Below are 17,862 nucleotides of genomic sequence, written 5' to 3'. Positions count from 1 at the left end.
CTCCGCCGCGCCAGGCCCCCCGGCCCCGGCCCGGCCCGGCCCGGGCCAGCACACTGCGCTGCTGAAACTGCGTGGCGCTGCTGATATATCAGCCGCGCGGATCGGTTTCAGCAGCGGGGTGCGGCGGGGCAGCGCTCAGTCCGGGGCCGCGCCGCCCCGCGCCCCGCCCCCGTTCCCCGCGCCCGGCGCTCGCACCGCGGCCCCGCCGCGCCCGGTCCCGCCGCGCCGGCCTCCGCCCCGCGCAGGCCCGGGCCCCAGCCTCGGCGCCGGCCTGGGCCAGCGCACCGCGCTGCTGAAGCTGCGTGGCGCTGCTGATATATCAGCCGCGCGGATCGGTTTCAGCAGCGGGGTGCGGCGGAGCGGCGCCGAGGTCGAGGTGGGCGCCGGGGATCGCCCCGAGCAGCTCGCGGGTGTAGGGCTGCTGCGGCCGCTCGAAGACCTCGTCCGTCGTCGCCATCTCGACGATGCGTCCCTTCTCCATGACCGCGACCGTGTCGGCGATCTGCCGGACCACCGCGAGGTCGTGGGTGATGAAGAGGTAGGTGAGGCCCAGCTCGGTCTGCAGGTCGCCGAGCAGGGTGAGGATCTGCGCCTGGACGAGCACGTCCAGCGCCGAGACCGCCTCGTCGCAGACGACGAGCGAGGGCTCCAGCGCCAGCGCCCGAGCGATCGCGATGCGCTGCCGCTGTCCTCCGGAGAGCTCCCCCGGGTAGCGGCGCATCGTCGAGCGCGGCAGCGCGACGAGGTCGAGCATCTCCGCGACCCGGGCGGCACGCTCCTTCCGGCTGCCCACGCCGTGCAGCCGCAGCGGTTCCTCGATCGTCCGGAAGATCGAGTACATCGGGTCGAGGGAGCCGTAGGGGTTCTGGAAGATCGGCTGGACCTTGCGGCGGAAGTCGAAGAGCTCGCGCCTGGTCAGCGTCGAGAGGTCGGTCCCCTCGAAGGTCACCCGCCCGGACGTCGGCTCGAGGAGGTTGAGGAGGATGTTGGCGACCGTCGACTTCCCCGAGCCCGACTCCCCCACCAGCGCCATGGTCGCGCCGCGCGGGACGGTGAAGGAGACGTCGTCGACCGCCCGGAAGGTGCTCCCGCCCCCGGGCAGGGCGCCCCGCAGCGAGAACTCCTGGACGAGGTTCTCCGCGACGAGGATGTCCGGCCGCCGGCTGACGTCCCCGTGCGTGAGCTCCTCTCCGCTCTCCTCGCCGCGCTCGTGCGCGCTCTGGATCCGGCGGGAGGTCAGCGACGGCGCGGAGTCCACGAGCCGGCGCGTGTACGGGTGGCGCGGCTCGGCGAGGATCTGCGCCGCCGGCCCCGACTCGACGACGAGGCCGCGGCGCATGACGACGAGGTGCTCGGCCCGCTCGGCCGCGAGCCCGAGGTCGTGGGTGATGAAGAGGACCGCGACGTTCCGCTCCCGGGTGAGACGGCCGAGGTGGTCGAGGATCCGCCGCTGGACGGTGACGTCGAGGGCGGAGGTGAGCTCGTCGGCGATGAGCAGCCGCGGGTTGCCCGCGAGCGCCACCCCGATGAGCGCGCGCTGACGCATGCCCCCGGAGAACTCGTGGGGGTACTGCCGCGAGCGCCGCTCGGCGTCGTCCAGCCCCGCCTCGGCGAGCACCTCGTTGGCCCGCGCCTTGGCGGCCTTCCCCGTGGCGACGCCGTTCGCGGCGAGCGCCTCCCGGACCTGGAAGCCGATCTTCCACACCGGGTTGAGGTTGGTCATCGGGTCCTGCGGGACCATGCCGATCTCCCGGCCGCGCAGCCGCTCCATGTCCTTGCGGCTGGCGCGGGTGATGTCACGGCCCCCGAACAGGATGGACCCGCCGGTCACCTTGCCCGTGCCGGGCAGGAGGTCGATGACGGCGTTCGCGAGCGTCGACTTGCCCGAGCCGGACTCCCCGACGATGGCCACGCTCTGGCCGGGGTAGACGGTGAGGTTCGCGCCGCGCACGGCGGACACGGTGCCCGTGGTGGACCGGAAGCTCACCTCGAGGTCACGGACCTCGAGCAGCGGCTCGTCGGGTCGCTGGTTCTCGCTCACCGGCCACGCACCCTCGGGTCGAGGGCGTCGCGCACGGCGTCGCCCATCATGATGAAGCCGAGCACCGTGAGCGCGAGCGCGCCGGACGGGTAGAACAGCACCCCTGGCCGGCTGCGCAGGGACGCCTGAGCCTGGGAGATGTCCCCGCCCCACGACACGACCGAGGGCGGCAGGCCGACGCCGAGGAAGCTCAGCGTCGCCTCCGCGACGATGAACGTGCCCAGCGCGACCGTCACGTAGACGATGATCGGCGCCGCCGCGTTCGGCAGGATGTGGCGCAGCAGGACGGTGAACCGCCCCGCTCCCAGGGCCCGGGAGGCGGTGACGTAGTCGTTGTTCTTGACGTTCATCACCGCCCCGCGCGCGATGCGGGCGACCGGTGGCCAGCCGAAGACGGCGAGGACGAGCGCCACGGTCCAGATCGTCCGGCTCGCGGTGACCTGCATGAAGACGATCGCGGCCAGGACGAGCGGGATGGCGAAGAAGATGTCGGTGACGCGGGAGAGCAGCGTGTCGAGCCGGCCGCCGAGGAAGCCCGCGAGCGCCCCGACGGTGGTGCCGACGACGAAGACGATCGCCGTCGTCACCACGCCCACCGTCACCGAGGACCGCGCCCCGTAGATGACGCGGGAGTACAGGTCGCAGCCCTGGCGGTCGAAGCCGAAGGGGTGGCCGGCCGACGGGCCCTCGAGGGAGCGGGCGAGCTCGCAGTACCGCGGGTCCTGGGAGGTGAACAGCGAGGGGAACAGCGCCACCGTGCACACGAGGAGGATGAGGGACGCGGAGACCCAGAACAGCGGGCGACGGCGCAGCTTGGACCACGCCTCGCCCCACATCGTCGACGGCGCACCGGAGTCGGCGACGGCGTCGACGGCACCGAGCCCGGCCTCGTCGAGCTCGGCGAAGAAGTGCTCCTGCCCGCGCCGGCCGGCGCGCGCGGAGGGACCGCCCGTGGGAGGGAGCTCAGCCATAGCGGATCCTCGGGTCCAGGGCGGCGTACAGGAGGTCGACGAGCAGGTTGGCGAGGATGTAGACGACGACGAGGACGGTCGTGAGGGAGACGACGGTGACGTTCTCGCCCTGGATGATCGCCCGGAACAGGGTGCCGCCCACCCCGTTGATGTTGAAGATGCCCTCGGTGACGATGGCCCCTCCCATGAGCGAGCCGAGGTCGGCACCGAGGAAGGTGACGACCGGGATGAGCGAGTTGCGCAGGACGTGGACCGAGATCACGCGGTTGCGGCCCAGGCCCTTGGCGCGGGCGGTGCGGACGTAGTCGGCGCTGAGGTTCTCCGCGACCGAGGTCCGCGTCAGCCGCAGCACGTAGGCGAGGGACACCGCACCGAGCACCGCGGCGGGCATGAGCAGGGACCGGAAGTCCGGGTCGCTGCCGGCCGTCACCGGCAGCCACCCGAGCTTGACCCCGACGACGAACTGCAGCACGAAGCCGATGACGAAGGTCGGCACCGCGATGACGAGCAGGCTGAGGACGAGGACCGTCGAGTCGAAGATCCCTCCCCGGCGCAGACCCGCGACCAGGCCGAGCGCCACGCCGAACAGCGCCTCGAAGGCCAGTGCCATGAGCGCCAGCCGGAAGGTCACCGGCAGGGCGTCACGGATGACGTCGAGCACCTCCCGCCCGGAGAAGGTGACGCCGAGGTCGAGGGTGAGGATGCCGCGCAGGAACAGCAGGTACTGGACGATGAAGGGCTCGTCGAGGTTGTACTGCTCCCGGATCTGCTGCTGCACGGCCTCCGGCAGCCCCCGCTCCCCGCCCAGCGCCGCCACCGGGTCCCCCGGCAGCGCGAAGACCATCGCGTAGATGAGCAGCGTGGCGCCGAGGAACACGGGGACGAGCTGGAGCAGCCGCCGCCCGACGTACCTGACCATCCCGTCGTCGCTTCCGGGCGTCAGCCCTTGGTGACCTGGGGCAGCTCGACCTGCCGGTTCCAGGCGAACTCGACGTTGTCCACGGCCTCGGAGTGGCCACCGACCGCGTTCTCCACCCACAGCGGGATGCCGGGCAGGTCCTCGAAGAGGATCGCCTGCGCCTGGGTGACGAGCTCGTTGGCCTGCTCGACGGACTCAGCGGCGTTGATCTGCCGCATGAGGTCGTCGAACTCGGGGTTGGAGTAGAAGGCGTCGTTCGAGCCGGCGCCGGTCGAGTAGATCGGCGCGAGGAAGTTGACGAGCGAGGGGTAGTCGGCCTGCCAGCCCGCGCGGAACACCCCCGAGATCTCCTGGTTGTCACGGGCGTCGAGGAACTCGGAGAACTGCGGGTACGCCTCGAACTCGGCCTCGATGCCCAGGGTGTTGCGGATGGAGTTGGCCACCGCGTCGATCCAGGCCTGGTGGTCGCCGTCGGCGTTGGAGCTGATGGTGAGGGTCCCGTCCCACGGCTCGATCGCCTCGGCCTCGGCCCACAGCTCGGCCGCGCGGTCGGGGTCGTACTGGGCGAGCTCGTTGCCCGGCACGTCCGGGGTGAAGCCCTCGATCGAGGGGACCGTGAAGTCGACCGCCGGCGTCACCGCGCCGGAGAAGATCGTCTCGGCGATCTGCTCCCGGTCGATAGCCAGCGAGATGGCCTGCCGGCGCAGGATGCCGGCCTCGCCCTCGAACTGCGGCAGGTAGGACGGGACGGACAGGGTCTGGTTGAGCGCGGCGGGCTGGTTGACGGCGCGGTCACCCAGCTCCTCCTCGAAGCTCCCCAGGGCCGAGGACGGCATCTCGTCCATGATGTCGAGGTTGCCGGCGATGAGGTCGTTGTAGGCGGTGTCGAGGTTGTCGTAGAAGACGACCCGCACGCCGTCGTTCTGCGCGGGGGTGCCGCCGGTGTAGGACTCGTTGGGGACGACGTCGATCTGGACGTTGTGCTCCCAGGCCCCCTCCTCGGGCAGCTTGTAGGGGCCGTTGCCGACCGGGTTCTCCCCGAAGGCCTCCATGTCCTCGAAGGCCGACTCGGGCAGCGGGTAGAAGGCGGAGTAGCCCAGGCGCTGCGGGAAGTCGAACTCCGGCTGGGACAGGCGCACGGTGAACGTGCGCTCGTCGACGACCTCCAGGCCGGTGAGCTCGGAGTCCTCCTCCGCGGAGTAGCCCTCGATGCTCTCGAAGAAGTAGCTGCTGTTCTGGGCGTTGCTCAGCAGGGCGCCGTAGTTCCACGCGTCGACGAAGCTGTTCGACGTGACGGGGGTGCCGTCGGAGAAGGTCCAGCCCTCGGCGAGGGTGATCGTGAAGGTCTGGTTGTCCTCGGTCTCGATCGACTCGGCGACCTCGTTGACGACGGTGCCGTCGGTCTCGTAGCGGACCAGCCCCGCGAAGAGCAGGTCGAGGATGTCGCCGCCGCCCACCTCGTTGGTGGCCGTGGGGATCAGCGGGTTCTGCGGCTCGGTGCCGTTGATCGACACGACCCCGGCGCCGGCGGCCGGGTCTGCGGAGGTGCCGTCGCCGTCGCCGTCACCGCCGTCGCCCGATCCGGAGCAGGCGGCGAGGAGGAGTGAGGCGGCGAGTGCCGCCGCGGCGGTACGGCTGGCGCGGATCCTGGTCATGAAGAGCCCCCGGGGTCGTGGTCGCTGACACGTGACGCGGGTCACGTTCGTCGCACGATATGCCGGGGAGCCTTCCGATGTGAAGGCTTTGGGCCTCAGGAGGCCTGGCGGGAGCCGAGCAGCTGCTCGCGCACCACCCGGCGCAGCACCTTGCCGAGCTGCGAGCGCGGCAGGTCCTCGAGCACGGTGACGGCGCGCGGCATCGCGTAGGCCGAGATGCGGTCCTCGGCCCAGCGGCGCACCGCCGCGAGGTCGACGCTCGCCCCCGGCTCGAGCACGAGAGCGGCGACGACGCGCTCACCGCGCGGACCGTCGGGGACGCCGACGACGGCGACGTCCCGCACCCCCGGCATCGACCGGACCGCGTCCTCCACCTGGGAGGGGTAGACGTTGAAGCCACCGGTGATGATGAGCTCCTTGCGGCGGTCGGCGAGCGTGACGAAACCGTCCTCGCCGAGCCGGACGAGGTCACCGGTGCGCAGCCACCCGCCGTCGAGCATGACCTCGGCGGTGGCCTCCGGGTTGTCCCAGTAGCCCGCGAAGACCTGCGGCCCGCGGATGAGGAGCTCACCCACCTCCCCGGTGGGGACCTCGACGGTCGGCTCCTCCGGGTCCACGACCCGGATCTCCGTGCCGGGGAAGGGCAGGCCGAGCGCGCCGGGGCGCCGCTGCGGGCTGAGCGGGTTGCCCAGCGCCACGGGCGAGGTCTCGGTCATGCCGTAGCCCTCGATGATGAGGCCGCCGGTGACGCGCTCCCAGTGGGCGGCCACCTCGGGGGCGAGGGACATCGCACCGGAGATCGAGAAGCGCACCGCGCCGAGGTCCACGCCCTTCTCCTCGGCGGCCTCGGCGAGCCGGGCGAACATCGGCGGGACCCCGCCGAAGAAGGTGACCGGCCGGCGGCGCACCGCGGCGAGGACCATGTCCGGGTCGAAGCGCGGGAAGACGAGCTGCGTCGCCCCCAGCCGGACAGCGGTGGTGAGCGAGAGCGTCATCCCGAAGGCGTGGAAGAAGGGCAGGACGGCGGAGAACACCTCGCTGCCGTAGCGCAGCTCGGAGATCCACGTCGCGTTCTGGGTGACGTTGGCGATGAGGTTGCGGTGGGTGAGGACGACGGCCTTGGGCGTGCCGGTCGTGCCGCCCGTGTGGAGGAGGACGGCGGTGTCGAGCGGCTCGGGCCCGGGGGCGCCGGCGGGCAGCGGGGTGGCGCGGCGCAGCTCGCGCTCCCAGCCGAGCACCCCGGCCGGGACGGGCCCCCGCATCTCCGCCCGCTGCGCCCGGGCGGCGGGCACGGGCAGACGGAGGAGGAGGCGCGAGCGGCGCGGCAGCGCGGCGGTGAGGTCGACGGCGAGCACGGTGCGGCCCTGCAGGTCTCCGCCCGGGCACACCTTGGCCAGGGACTTCTCCCACGCGACGACGACGCGCGCCCCGTGCGCGTCGAGCTGGGCCCGGATCTCGGCCGGGGACGCGAGCGGGTTGTGCTCGGCGACGACCGCGCCCAGCCGCAGCGCGGCGTAGAAGGCGACGACGTGCTGCGGGCAGTTGGGCAGCACGAGGGCCACGCGGTCCCCGGCGCGCACGCCTGCCGCGGCGAGCACCGCGGCGGCGCGGTCGACCTGCGCCGCGAGCTCGCCGTACGTCGTCGTCGCGCCGAGGAAGTCCAGGGCGACGTTCCCGGGCACGCGTCCGGCGGCGTCGGCGAGGAGGTCCGGGACGGTCATCTCGGGGACGGTGAAGTCGTCAGTGGCCATGAGTCCTGCTTCGTTCGCGCGGTGCTACGGGTTCAGCCCCTACGCCAACGTAACCTACGGCAGCGTAACCTCGCGCCCCCAGGACCTGCTCAGGACTGGACGGGCAGCGCGCGGCGGCCGCCCCGGCGGGGGCGGTCCGGCTGCTCGCCCGAGGCCTTGAGGTCCGCGCGCAGGTTCTTCGGCAGGGAGAAGATGATGTCCTCCGTCGCCGTGCGCACCTCCTCGACCTCGCCGTAGCCGAGCTGCCCGAGGTAGGTGATGACGTCGCGCACGAGGATCTCCGGCACCGAGGCGCCGGAGGTGATGCCGACCGTCGTCGCCCCCTCGAACCACGAGTCGTCGATCTCCTGGGCCCGGTCCACCCGGTAGGAGGCGCGGGCACCGGCCTCGAGGGCCACCTCGACGAGCCGCACCGAGTTCGAGGAGTTCGCCGAGCCGACGACGATGACGACGTCGCAGTCCGGCGCCATCTTCTTCACGGCGACCTGGCGGTTCTGGGTGGCGTAGCAGATGTCGTCGCTCGGCGGGTCCTGGAGGGCCGGGAAGCGCTCACGGAGCCGGCGGACCGTCTCCATCGTCTCGTCGACCGACAGCGTGGTCTGGGAGAGCCACACGACGTTCTCGGGGTCGCGCACGACGACCTGGTCGACCTCGTCCGGGGAGTTGACGACCTGGATGTGGTCCGGCGCCTCGCCCTGGGTGCCCTCGACCTCCTCGTGGCCGTCGTGGCCGATGAGGAGGATGTCCATGTCGTCGCGCGCGAAGCGCACGGCCTCCTTGTGCACCTTCGTCACGAGCGGGCACGTGGCGTCGATGGTTGCGAGGTTGCGGGCGGCGGCGGCGGCGTGGACGGCCGGCGAGACGCCGTGGGCGGAGAAGACGACGCGGGCGCCCTCGGGCACCTCGTCGGTCTCGTCGACGAAGATCGCGCCGCGCTCGGTGAGCGTCTCGACGACGTACTTGTTGTGGACGATCTCCTTGCGCACGTAGATCGGTGCGCCGTAGTGCTCGAGCGCCTTCTCGACGGCGTCGACGGCGCGGTCCACGCCCGCGCAGTAGCCGCGTGGCGCCGCGAGGAGGATGCGCCGGCCGGGGACGGCGGCGGCTCCAGGCGTGCGCGCAGGCACGGCGTCGGGGAAGGCGGACGCACCGGCGAGGGACTGGACCTCGCGGCGGTCCGGCGCCTGGGCGCCCAGGGAAGCGTCAGAAGGCACGGTAGTCACATCGACAGGCTACGTTGCGGGGACGGGAACGTCTGCCCCCGGTGTCATGCTGTGAGCGATGCGACCCGACCTGGACATCGACGAGTACCGCCCGGCCGACCGCGCCGCGCTCTACGACGTGTGCCTGCGCACCGGGAACCTCGGCGCGGACGCCGGCCCGGACCACGAGGACCCCGAGCTCCTCGGGCACGTCTACCTGGGCCCCTACCTCGAGCTCGAGCCCGCGCTCGCCCTCGTCGTGCGGGGCACAGCGGACCCTGCGCCGCTGGGCTACGTCGTCGCGACGGCGGACACCGTCGCCTTCGAGGCCGCCTGCGAGGAGCGCTGGTGGCCGCCGCTGCGCGCGCACTACCGCGCCCACCCGCCCCGGCCGGGCAGCGCCGACGCACGGCTCGTGCGGATGATCCACGACGGCGTCCGCACCGAGGGCGCGTGGCTCGCCGCGCACCCCGCCCACCTCCACGTCGACCTCCTCGAGCCGGCCCGCGGGGGCGGCGTCGGCCGCGCCCTGCTCACCCGGCTGTTCGCGGCCCTGGAGGAGCGGGGCGTGCCCGGGGTCCACCTGGAGGTCGCGAGCGCCAACGACGGCGCGGTCGCGTTCTACCGGCGGCTCGGCCTCACCGTGGTCGAGGAGCGCCCCGACAGCCTCGTCATGGCACGCCGGCTGGCGCCCGCCGCGGAGGTGGCCTCGTGAGCGCCGCGCCGCTGCCCGAGCGGGCTGCCGCCACCACGCCGGACCAGCCGTGGCCGCTGCGGCTGCTCTCGGCGAAGATCGCCGAGTACGTCGCGCGGATGTCCCCGGTGTGGGTCGAGGGCCAGATCGTCCAGCTCAACCGCCGGCCAGGGGCGGGGATGGCCTTCCTCACCCTGCGTGACGCGGACGTCGACATGTCGATGACGGTGAAGATCTTCGCCCGTGACCTGCCGGAGGTGGCCGAGGGCTCGCGCGTCGTCGTCCACGCCAAGCCGGACTTCTACCAGAAGAACGGCTCGCTCTCGCTGCACGCCCGGGAGGTGCGCGCCGTCGGGCTCGGTGAGCTGCTCGCGCGGATCGAGCACCTCAAGGGGGTGCTCGCGGCGGAGGGCCTGTTCGCCGCCGAGCGCAAGGTCCCGCTGCCCTTCCTGCCCGGGGTCGTGGGCCTCGTGTGCGGCCGCGAGTCCAAGGCCGAGCACGACGTCGTCGTCAACGCCCGCGCCCGCTGGCCCGGGGTGCGCTTCGAGATCCGCGAGGTGGCGGTCCAGGGGCCGGGCACCGTCGCGCAGGTGAGCCGCGCGATCGCCGAGCTCGACGCCGACCCGTCCGTCGACGTCATCGTCGTGGCCCGCGGCGGCGGCTCGGTCGAGGACCTCCTGCCCTTCTCCAACGAGCAGCTCGTGCGGGCCGCCGCGGCGTGCCGCACCCCGCTCGTGTCCGCCATCGGCCATGAGACCGACACCCCGCTGCTCGACCTCGTCGCCGACTACCGCGCCTCCACGCCCACGGCTGCCGCCAAGCGGATCGTGCCCGACGTCGCCGAGGAGCGGCGCGGGCTGCTCGCCGCCTGCCAGCGCCTGCGCGCCTCGGTCGCGGGGCGGCTGCACAGCGAGCAGGTGCGGCTGGACGCGCTGCGCTCCCGCCCGGTCCTCGCCGACCCGACGACGATGGTCACCGTGCGCGCGGAGGAGGTCACCCGCCTCACCGCGTCCGTGCGGCAGGCGACGACGGCGCGCCTCGAGCGGGACGCGGCCGCGGTCGAGTCGCTGCGGGGCCACCTGCGGGCACTGTCGCCGCTCGCCACGCTCGAGCGCGGCTACGCCGTCCTGCGCACGGCCGACGGCGCGGTGGTCCACGACCCCGCGGGGGTGGCGGAGGGCGACCTGCTCGACGCGCGGGTGGCCGGTGGCCGCCTCGAGCTCGAGGTCCGGGCGGGCCACCCGCACCCGTGAGTGTGGGCGGCCCGCGGGCCGTCAGGCGAGCGCCTGGGCCTCCGCCGCGAGGCGTGCCTCCCGCACCTGCGTGAAGGAGGTGCCGTGGTAGGCGGCCGCCATGAGGTCCTTCATGTCCTCGAGCATCGGCATGCGCGGGTTCGCGGGGGCGCACTGGTCCTCGTAGGACCGCATCGCGAGGTCGTCCAGCCCCTCGAGGAAGGCGCGTTCGTCGACGCCCTGCGCCGCGAAGGACGCGGGGATCCCGACCGCGGCCCGCAGCTCCTCCACCGCCCGGGCGTAGGACTCCACCCCCTCCTCTGCGGTCCTGGCCGGCAGCCCCAGGGCCTCGGCGATCTCCCGGAAGCGCTCGGGCGCCACGTAGGACTCGTACTTGGGCCAGCTCGTCAGCTTCGTGGGGACCGTCCCGTTGTAGCGGACGACGTGCGGGAGCAGGGTCGCGTTGGTCCGCCCGTGCACGAGGCCGAAGGTCGAGCCGACCGTGTGCGCCATGGCGTGGACGATGCCGAGGAAGGCGTTGCCGAAGGCCATCCCGGCGATCGTGCCGGCGTTGTGCATCTTCTCCCGTGCCTCGGCGGCCCGTGGGCCGCCGTTCACCGACTCGGCGAGGTTGGCGAAGATGAGACGGATCGCGTGCAGCGCCATCCCGTCGGTGAAGTCGTTGGCGTAGACGGACACGTAGGCCTCGGTCGCGTGGGTGAGGGCGTCGAAGCCGGAGTCCGCGGCGAGCGAGGCGGGCATCTCCCCGGTGAGGGCCGGGTCGATGATCGCGACGGTCGGGGTGAGCGCGTAGTCGGCCAGCGGGTACTTCACCCCCGTCGCCGGGTCGGTGATGACGGCGAAGGGCGTCACCTCCGCGCCGGTGCCCGACGTCGTCGGGATGCACACGAGCTTGGCCTTCTCCCCGAGGGCGGGGAACCTGAAGGCCCGCTTGCGGACGTCGAAGAACTTCTCCCGGATGTCGGTGAAGACGACGTCGGGGTGCTCGTACTGCAGCCACATGACCTTGGCCGCGTCCATCGGTGAGCCGCCGCCGAGCGCGATGATCGTGTCGGGCCGGAACTCGCGCATCGCGCTCGCCCCCCGCTCGACCGTCGTGATGGACGGCTCGGGCTCGACGTCGTCGATGATCTGGAGGGCGACCTTCCCGGGCCGGCGGCCGAGGACGTCCAGGACCCTGTCGACGAAGCCGAGCCGGGTCATCGTCGCGTCGGTGACGACCGTGACGCGCTGGACGTCGGGCATGTCCTCGAGGTACCGGATCGCGTTGGCCTCGAAGTACGTCTTGGCGGGCACCTTGAACCACTGGAGGTTGTTGTTGCGCCGGCCGATCCGCTTGATGTTGAGCAGGTTGGCCGCCGAGACGTTGCCCGAGACGGAGTTCGCGCCGTAGCTGCCGCAGCCGAGGGTGAGGGAGGGCAGGAAGGAGTTGTAGATGTTGCCGATGCCGCCGAGGGACGCCGGGGAGTTCCAGATGACCCGCACGGCCTTGACCCGCGAGCCGAACTCCTCGACGGTGGCACGGTCCTCGGTGTGCACGGCGGCGCTGTGGCCGAGCCCGTCGAGCTCGACCATCTGCTCGGCGAGCGTCATGCCGTGCTCCCGGTCCGCCGCGCGGAGCACGGCGAGCACGGGGCACAGCTTCTCGCGGGTGAGGGGCTCGCGCGGCCCCACCTCGCTGACCTCGGCGAGGATGACCGAGGTGTCGGCGGGCACGGCGAAGCCCGCCTGCTCCGCGATCCACTGCGGGCTGCGACCGACGACGGCCGCGTTGAGCCGCGCCCCGGAGCAGGCCGCCTCCCCCGCCTCCTCGCCGAAGATGAAGCGCTCGAGCATCGCCTTCTCGGCCGGGGTGGCCCGGTAGGCGTGGAGCCGGGCGAACTCGGCGAGCGCGGCGTCGTACACGGTGTCGTCGATGATGACGGCCTGCTCCGAGGCGCACACCATGCCGTTGTCGAAGGCCTTGGACAGGACGATGTCGTTGACCGCCCGGGGCAGCTTGGCGCTCGCCTCGATCCACGCCGGGACGTTGCCCGCGCCCACGCCGAGAGCGGGCTTCCCGCAGGAGTAGGCCGCCTTGACCATCGCGTTGCCCCCGGTCGCGAGGATCATCGCCACGCCCGGGTGGTGCATGAGCTCGCGGGTGGCCTCGACCGAGGGCGCGCTCACCCACTGGATGCAGTGCTCGGGCGCCCCGGCGGCCACCGCGGCGTCACGCACCACCCGTGCGGCGGCCACCGAGGACTCCTGGGCGGAGGGGTGGAAGGCGAAGATGATGGGGTTGCGGGTCTTGAGCGTGATGAGCGCCTTGAAGATCGCCGTCGAGGTCGGGTTCGTCACGGGGGTGATCCCGGCGACGACGCCCACCGGCTCGGCGATCTCGACGATGCCGTTGAGCTCGTCGCGGGCCACGACGCCGACCGTCCGCATGCCCGCCATCGAGTTCGTCACGTGCTCGCACGCGAAGATGTTCTTCACCGCCTTGTCCTCGAAGACGCCGCGGCCGGTCTCGGTCACCGCGAGGCGGGCGAGGACCCCGTGCTGGTTGAGGGCCGCCACCGAGGCCTTCTTGACGATGCGGTCGACGTCCTCCTGGGTGAGGGACTCGTAGGCGGAGGCGGCCCGCGCCGCGCGGGCGACGAGCCGGTCGATCTGCGGGCGTGGGCTGCTGCCCGTGTCGGGCTGTGCTGCGGGGGTCGTGTCGATGCTCACCGTGGGCTCCGTAGTCTCGGACTCGCGTGCTGACCGGGTCCCCGTCGACCCACGTCCCACGCTAGGGACGGGGGCGCGCCGGTCCCAGAGGCGAAGGTCCCGACGGCCGCTCGGGACGCCGTCCGTGCTCTGCCAGAATTGGCCCCATGAGCACCCCTGACGTCGAGTCACTCAGCTACGAGCAGGCCCGGGAGGAGCTGCAGGACGTCGTCCGGCGCCTCGAGACGGGCGCGGCCACGCTCGAGGAGTCGATGCGCCTGTGGGAGCGCGGGGAGGCGCTCGCCGCCCGCTGCCAGCAGTGGCTCGACGGCGCCCGCGAGCGCCTCGCCAAGGCGCAGCAGGCGACGGAGGAGGAGAAGTGAGCGCGCCCCTCCTCGTCCTCGGCGAGAGCCTCATCGACATCGTCGACCGCACCGGTGAGGAGCCGGTCGAGCACGTGGGCGGCAGCCCGGCCAACGTCGCGGTCGGCCTGGCCCGGCTCGGCCACGAGGTCGAGCTGGCCACGTGGTTCGGGCGCGACGAGCGCGGGGACCGGGTGCGTGCCCACCTGGAGCGCGACGGCGTGTCCCTCGCCCCGGGGTCCGACGGCGCCGAGCGCACCTCGACGGCTCTCGCCCGCCTCGACGAGACCGGGGCCGCCGACTACGAGTTCGACATCACCTGCGACCTGCCGGACCTCGCCGGGCGCGCCCCGCGCCTGGTCCACACCGGCTCGATCAGCGCCGTCCTCGAGCCGGCCGCCGCGCGCACCGCCCGCCTGCTCGACGCCGTCGCGGGCACGGCCACCGTCACCTACGACCCCAACGCGCGCCCCGCGATCATGGGCTCCGCCGCCGAGGCTCGGGAGCGGGTCGAGGCGCTCGTCGCGCGCTCCGACGTCGTCAAGGTCTCCGACGAGGACGTCGCGTGGCTCGCGCCCGGTGAGCCCGTCGCCGACGTCGCCCGCGCGTGGCTGGCCCTGGGGCCCGCCGTCGTCGTCGTGACGAGGGGCGGCGAGGGCTCCGAGGCCTACGCGGCCGACGGCCTTGCCGTGAGCGTCCCCGCGCCGCGCACGACCGTCGTCGACACGGTGGGGGCCGGCGACTCCTTCATGGGCGGCATCATCGACGCCCTCGTCCGCGCGGACCTCGTCGGCGCGGACCGTCGCGAGCGCCTGCGCGCCGTCGACGCCGGGACGCTGCGGGGCGTCCTCGAGCGGGCCGCCGCGATCGCCGCGATCACCGTCTCCCGCGCCGGCGCCAACCCGCCCACCGCCGCCGAGCTCGAGTAGCCCCCTCCCCTTTCGCGCCGAGAGCTGAGTTGTTCATCGGAACAACTCAGCTCTCGGCGACCGGGAGGGTGGGGCGACGGTCAGATGACCGGCGGGCCGTCCTCGAGGACCTCGGTGACGAGTGCGGCGATGGCCGAGCGCTCCGAGCGGGTCAGCGTGACGTGTGCGAAGAGCGGGTTGCCCTTGAGCATCTCGACGACCGCCGCGACGCCGTCGTGGCGCCCCACGCGGAGGTTGTCGCGCTGGGCGACGTCGTGGGTGAGGACCACCTTGGAGTTCTGCCCGATGCGGGAGAGCACCGTGAGGAGGACGTTGCGCTCGAGGGACTGCGCCTCGTCGACGACGACGAACGCGTCGTGCAGCGACCGCCCCCGGATGTGGGTGAGGGGCAGCACCTCGAGCATGCCCTGGGCGAGCACCTCGTCCAGGACGTTGCGGTCCACGAGCGCCCCGAGGGTGTCGAAGACGGCCTCCGCCCACGGCCCCATCTTCTCGGCCTCGGTGCCGGGCAGGTAGCCGAGGTCCTGGCCGCCGACGGCGTAGAGCGGGCGGAAGACGACGACCCTGCGGTGCTCGCGCCGTTCGAGGACGGCCTCCAGGCCTGCGCACAGCGCGAGGGCGGACTTGCCGGTGCCGGCGCGGCCGCCGAGGGAGACGATCCCGATGTCCGGGTCGGTGAGGAGGTCGATCGCGACGCGTTGCTCGGCGCTGCGGCCGTGGACCCCGAAGACCTCCCGGTCCCCCCGCACGAGACGCAGGCGGCCGTCCGGCGTCACCCGGCCCAGGGCCGAGCCGCGCCCGGAGTGGAGGACGACGCCCGTGTGGCACAGCTCCTCGGTGAGGTGGTCCGCCAGGGCGAGGCCCGCCGTCTCGAGCTGCTCCTCGCCCCACAGGGTGGCCATCTCCTCGTCGGTGAGGTCCGCCGTCGTCATCCCCGTCCAGCCGGAGGCGACGACCTGCTGGGCGCGGTACTCCTGGGCGGGGATGCCGAGCGCGGAGGCCTTGACCCGCATCGGCAGGTCCTTGGAGACGACGGCCACCTCGTGCCCCTCCGCGGCGAGGTTGGCCGCGACGGACAGGATGCGGGTGTCGTTGTCGCCCAGGCGCAGGCCCGAGGGCAGCACGTCCGGGTCGGAGTGGTTGAGCTCGACGCGCAGCGTGCCGCCGGCGGTGCCGACGGGGACGGGGACGTCGAGGCGGCCGTGGCGTACGCGCAGGTCGTCGAGGAGCCGCAGCGCGGTGCGGGCGAAGTAGCCGAGCTCGGGGTGGTGGCGCTTACCCTCGAGCTCGGTGACGACGACGACCGGCAGCACGACGTCGTGCTCGGCGAAGCGCCCGATGGCGTGGGGGTCGGAGAGCAGGACCGAGGTGTCCAGCACGTAGGTGAGGCGCACGGCGGTCTCGGACAGCTGCGCCTGGGCGAGGTCGGCGAGCGGGTCCGGGTGGGTCAGGGTCATGACGGTTCCCTCCGGCGCACCGGCAGTGGCCGTGCCGGGCGCGGTGAGTAGGGCGAGCGGCCTGCCGGCGGGGCCGGCGGCCCCTGCGAACGTCGCGTCCATCGGTGGGCCTCCCGGAGGGCGGCGGGTGTGCTGCCCGTCACACCTGACGCTAGGCCCGCACGCGCGGCGCGGGCCCGCGACACTCCCGGGGGTGGCCGAAGTTCAGAAAGAGTTCACCCACCCCCACCCCCGCATATGCGGGATTGATGCAGTGGGAATCGGCGACAGACTGCACATATCCCGCATATGCGGGTGTGTGTGTGGGGGGTGTGGGGGGTCAGCGGCCGAGGCGGCGCTCGCGCTGGGTGTAGTCCCGCAGGCCGCGCAGGAAGTCGACGCGGCGGAAGTCGGGCCAGTAGGCCTCGCAGAAGTAGTACTCGCTGTGGACGCTCTGCCACAGGAGGAAGCCGCCCAGCCGCTGCTCGCCGGAGGTGCGGATGACGAGGTCCGGGTCGGGCTGGCCCTTGGTGTAGAGGTGCTCGGCGATGCTCTCGACGCTCAGCGCCTCGGCCGCCTCCTCCAGGCTGAGTCCCTGCCCGGCGTAGGAGTGGAGCAGGGAGCGCACGGCCGCGGTGATCTCGTAGCGCCCGCCGTAGCCGACGGCGACGTTGACGTGCATGCCGCTCACGTGGGCCGTGCGCTCGACGGCGCGGGCCAGCCGCTCGGCGACGGCCTCCGGGAGCAGCTCCAGGGCCCCGACGACGCGCAGCCGCCACCGGCCGGAGTCGGCGAGCGTGTCGACGGCGGTGGCGATGATCTCGAGCAGCTCGGCGACCTCGTCGGCGTCGCGCTGGAGGTTGTCGGTGGACAGCATCCACAGGGTGACGATCTGCACCCCGGCGTCCTCCGACCAGCCGAGCACCTCGGTGATCTTGTCCGCGCCCCTGCGGTGACCGTGGGAGGCGGGGTTGCCCAGCGCCCTGGCCCAGCGGCGGTTGCCGTCGAGGATGACCCCGACGTGCCGCGGGGTGGCGGACCGGTCGAGCCGGCGGGCGAGACGGCGCTCGTACAGTCCGTACAGCAGGCGGTGGGGCCGCATGTCCTGGGGCACTCCTGACGACGGGGCGGGACGACGGGGTCAGGCTACTCCGACGGCGGGCACGCCATGGTGGTCCCGTCCATTACGCTGGCGTAAGTTACGGCAGCGTAGGTTGTCGCTCCCGTCCCAGCAGAAGGAGGTGCCGGTCTTGGCACCCGACACTCCCCCGGCCCGTCGCGCGGCCTCCGAGGTCGCCGGCGCGGCCGAGTCCGTCGCGGAGGCCGTCAAGCCGCGGCTGCGCGGCTGGGTCCACGCCGGCACGGCGCCGCTGGCCCTCGTCGCGAGCGTCGTCCTCGTCGCCCTCGCGCCGCCCGGCGCGGCCACGGTCTCGACGGCGGTGTTCGGCGTCTCCGCCGTCCTCCTCTTCGGCACGAGCGCGGTCTACCACCGCGGCACCTGGTCCCCGCGCGCGGCCGCGCTGCTGCGGCGCCTGGACCACTCGAACATCTTCCTGCTGATCTCCGGCACCTACACCCCGCTGGCGGTGCTCCTGCTGCCGGCCTCCACCGCGCGGGTGCTGCTCACGGTCGTGTGGGTCGGCGCCGTCGCGGGCATCCTCATGCGGGTGCTGTGGCTGGGCGCCCCCCGCTGGATCTACGTGCCGGTCTACGTCGCCCTCGGGTGGGTGGCCGTGTGGTTCCTGCCGGACTTCTCCCGCGCCGGCAGCCCGACGATCATGTGGCTCGTCATCGCCGGCGGCGCCTGCTACACCCTGGGCGCCGTCGTCTACGGCACGAAGCGGCCCAACCCCAGCCCGCGCTGGTTCGGCTTCCACGAGATCTTCCACGTCGGCACGGTGGGCGGCTACTGGTGCCACTACGCCGCCGTCGCGCTCGCCGTCGCCGCCGTCGCCTGA

At 73.1% G+C, this 17,862-nt stretch carries 14 protein-coding genes; 5 read left to right on the top strand and 9 right to left on the bottom strand.

The window, feature by feature from the left end:
- Positions 1-319: 319 nt before the first annotated feature.
- From H9624_RS09665 to H9624_RS09640, 6 genes are all read right to left on the bottom strand, one after another.
- Positions 320-2,041: a dipeptide ABC transporter ATP-binding protein gene (locus H9624_RS09665; RefSeq protein ID WP_251839681.1), complete on the bottom strand. Its 1,722-nt coding sequence runs from the start codon at positions 2,039-2,041 to the stop codon at positions 320-322.
- Positions 2,038-3,012, bottom strand: coding sequence for an ABC transporter permease (locus H9624_RS09660; protein WP_251839680.1), 975 nt, complete (start codon positions 3,010-3,012; stop codon positions 2,038-2,040). Before H9624_RS09660 ends, H9624_RS09665 begins: the two co-directional genes overlap by 4 nt.
- A complete protein-coding gene (locus H9624_RS09655) occupies positions 3,005-3,931 on the bottom strand; it encodes an ABC transporter permease (protein ID WP_251839679.1) in 927 nt (308 codons plus the stop codon). Before H9624_RS09655 ends, H9624_RS09660 begins: the two co-directional genes overlap by 8 nt.
- Positions 3,932-3,951: 20 nt before the next feature.
- Positions 3,952-5,586 carry a peptide ABC transporter substrate-binding protein gene (locus tag H9624_RS09650; RefSeq protein ID WP_251839678.1) on the bottom strand — a complete coding sequence of 545 codons (1,635 nt, stop codon included), beginning with the start codon at positions 5,584-5,586 and terminating at the stop codon, positions 3,952-3,954.
- A gap of 95 nt (positions 5,587-5,681) precedes the next feature.
- Positions 5,682-7,337: an AMP-binding protein gene (locus H9624_RS09645; protein WP_251839677.1), complete on the bottom strand. Its 1,656-nt coding sequence runs from the start codon at positions 7,335-7,337 to the stop codon at positions 5,682-5,684.
- 89 nt (positions 7,338-7,426) lie between these two features.
- Positions 7,427-8,464: a 4-hydroxy-3-methylbut-2-enyl diphosphate reductase gene (locus H9624_RS09640; protein ID WP_251839757.1), complete on the bottom strand. Its 1,038-nt coding sequence runs from the start codon at positions 8,462-8,464 to the stop codon at positions 7,427-7,429.
- Positions 8,465-8,618: 154 nt separating this feature from the next.
- On the opposite strand from H9624_RS09640, the gene H9624_RS09635 reads away from it, so the two are divergent.
- Both H9624_RS09635 and xseA read left to right on the top strand, forming a co-directional pair.
- A complete protein-coding gene (locus H9624_RS09635; protein WP_251839676.1) occupies positions 8,619-9,254 on the top strand; it encodes a GNAT family N-acetyltransferase in 636 nt (211 codons plus the stop codon).
- Positions 9,251-10,486 (top strand): exodeoxyribonuclease VII large subunit, encoded by a 1,236-nt coding sequence (gene xseA / locus H9624_RS09630; RefSeq protein ID WP_251839675.1) that lies wholly within the window; start codon positions 9,251-9,253, stop codon positions 10,484-10,486. The genes H9624_RS09635 and xseA overlap by 4 nt, the downstream gene beginning before the upstream one ends.
- Positions 10,487-10,507: 21 nt before the next feature.
- On the opposite strand, the gene adhE is transcribed toward xseA, so the two are convergent.
- Positions 10,508-13,192 carry a bifunctional acetaldehyde-CoA/alcohol dehydrogenase gene (gene adhE, locus H9624_RS09625; RefSeq protein ID WP_372435129.1) on the bottom strand — a complete coding sequence of 895 codons (2,685 nt, stop codon included), beginning with the start codon at positions 13,190-13,192 and terminating at the stop codon, positions 10,508-10,510.
- A gap of 152 nt (positions 13,193-13,344) precedes the next feature.
- Between adhE and H9624_RS09620 the strand changes: the two genes are divergently transcribed.
- Together H9624_RS09620 and H9624_RS09615 are read left to right on the top strand one after the other, a co-directional pair.
- On the top strand, positions 13,345-13,560 hold the full coding sequence (locus H9624_RS09620) for an exodeoxyribonuclease VII small subunit (RefSeq protein WP_152191391.1): 216 nt from the start codon (positions 13,345-13,347) through the stop codon (positions 13,558-13,560).
- On the top strand, positions 13,557-14,468 hold the full coding sequence (locus H9624_RS09615) for a carbohydrate kinase family protein (RefSeq protein WP_251839673.1): 912 nt from the start codon (positions 13,557-13,559) through the stop codon (positions 14,466-14,468). The genes H9624_RS09620 and H9624_RS09615 overlap by 4 nt, the downstream gene beginning before the upstream one ends.
- Before the next feature lie 80 nt (positions 14,469-14,548).
- Here H9624_RS09615 and phoH2 read toward each other — a convergent pair whose 3' ends face one another.
- The gene (gene phoH2, locus H9624_RS09610; RefSeq protein ID WP_251839672.1) at positions 14,549-15,925 is read right to left on the bottom strand and encodes an RNA 5'-3' helicase PhoH2; all 1,377 of its coding nucleotides are present in this window, start codon (positions 15,923-15,925) and stop codon (positions 14,549-14,551) included.
- 319 nt (positions 15,926-16,244) lie between these two features.
- Complete coding sequence (locus H9624_RS09605; protein WP_251839671.1) at positions 16,245-17,006, bottom strand: isoprenyl transferase; 762 nt, start codon at positions 17,004-17,006, stop codon at positions 16,245-16,247.
- Between the two features lie 148 nt (positions 17,007-17,154).
- On the opposite strand from H9624_RS09605, the gene trhA reads away from it, so the two are divergent.
- On the top strand, positions 17,155-17,862 hold the full coding sequence (gene trhA / locus H9624_RS09600) for a PAQR family membrane homeostasis protein TrhA (RefSeq protein ID WP_251839670.1): 708 nt from the start codon (positions 17,155-17,157) through the stop codon (positions 17,860-17,862).

It is taken from the genome of Oceanitalea stevensii, from assembly GCF_014837105.1.
GTDB lineage: Bacteria > Actinomycetota > Actinomycetes > Actinomycetales > Actinomycetaceae > Oceanitalea > Oceanitalea stevensii.
The sequence above is the reverse complement of the archived record's forward strand: the minus strand, read 5'-3'. Positions and strand labels throughout refer to the sequence as shown.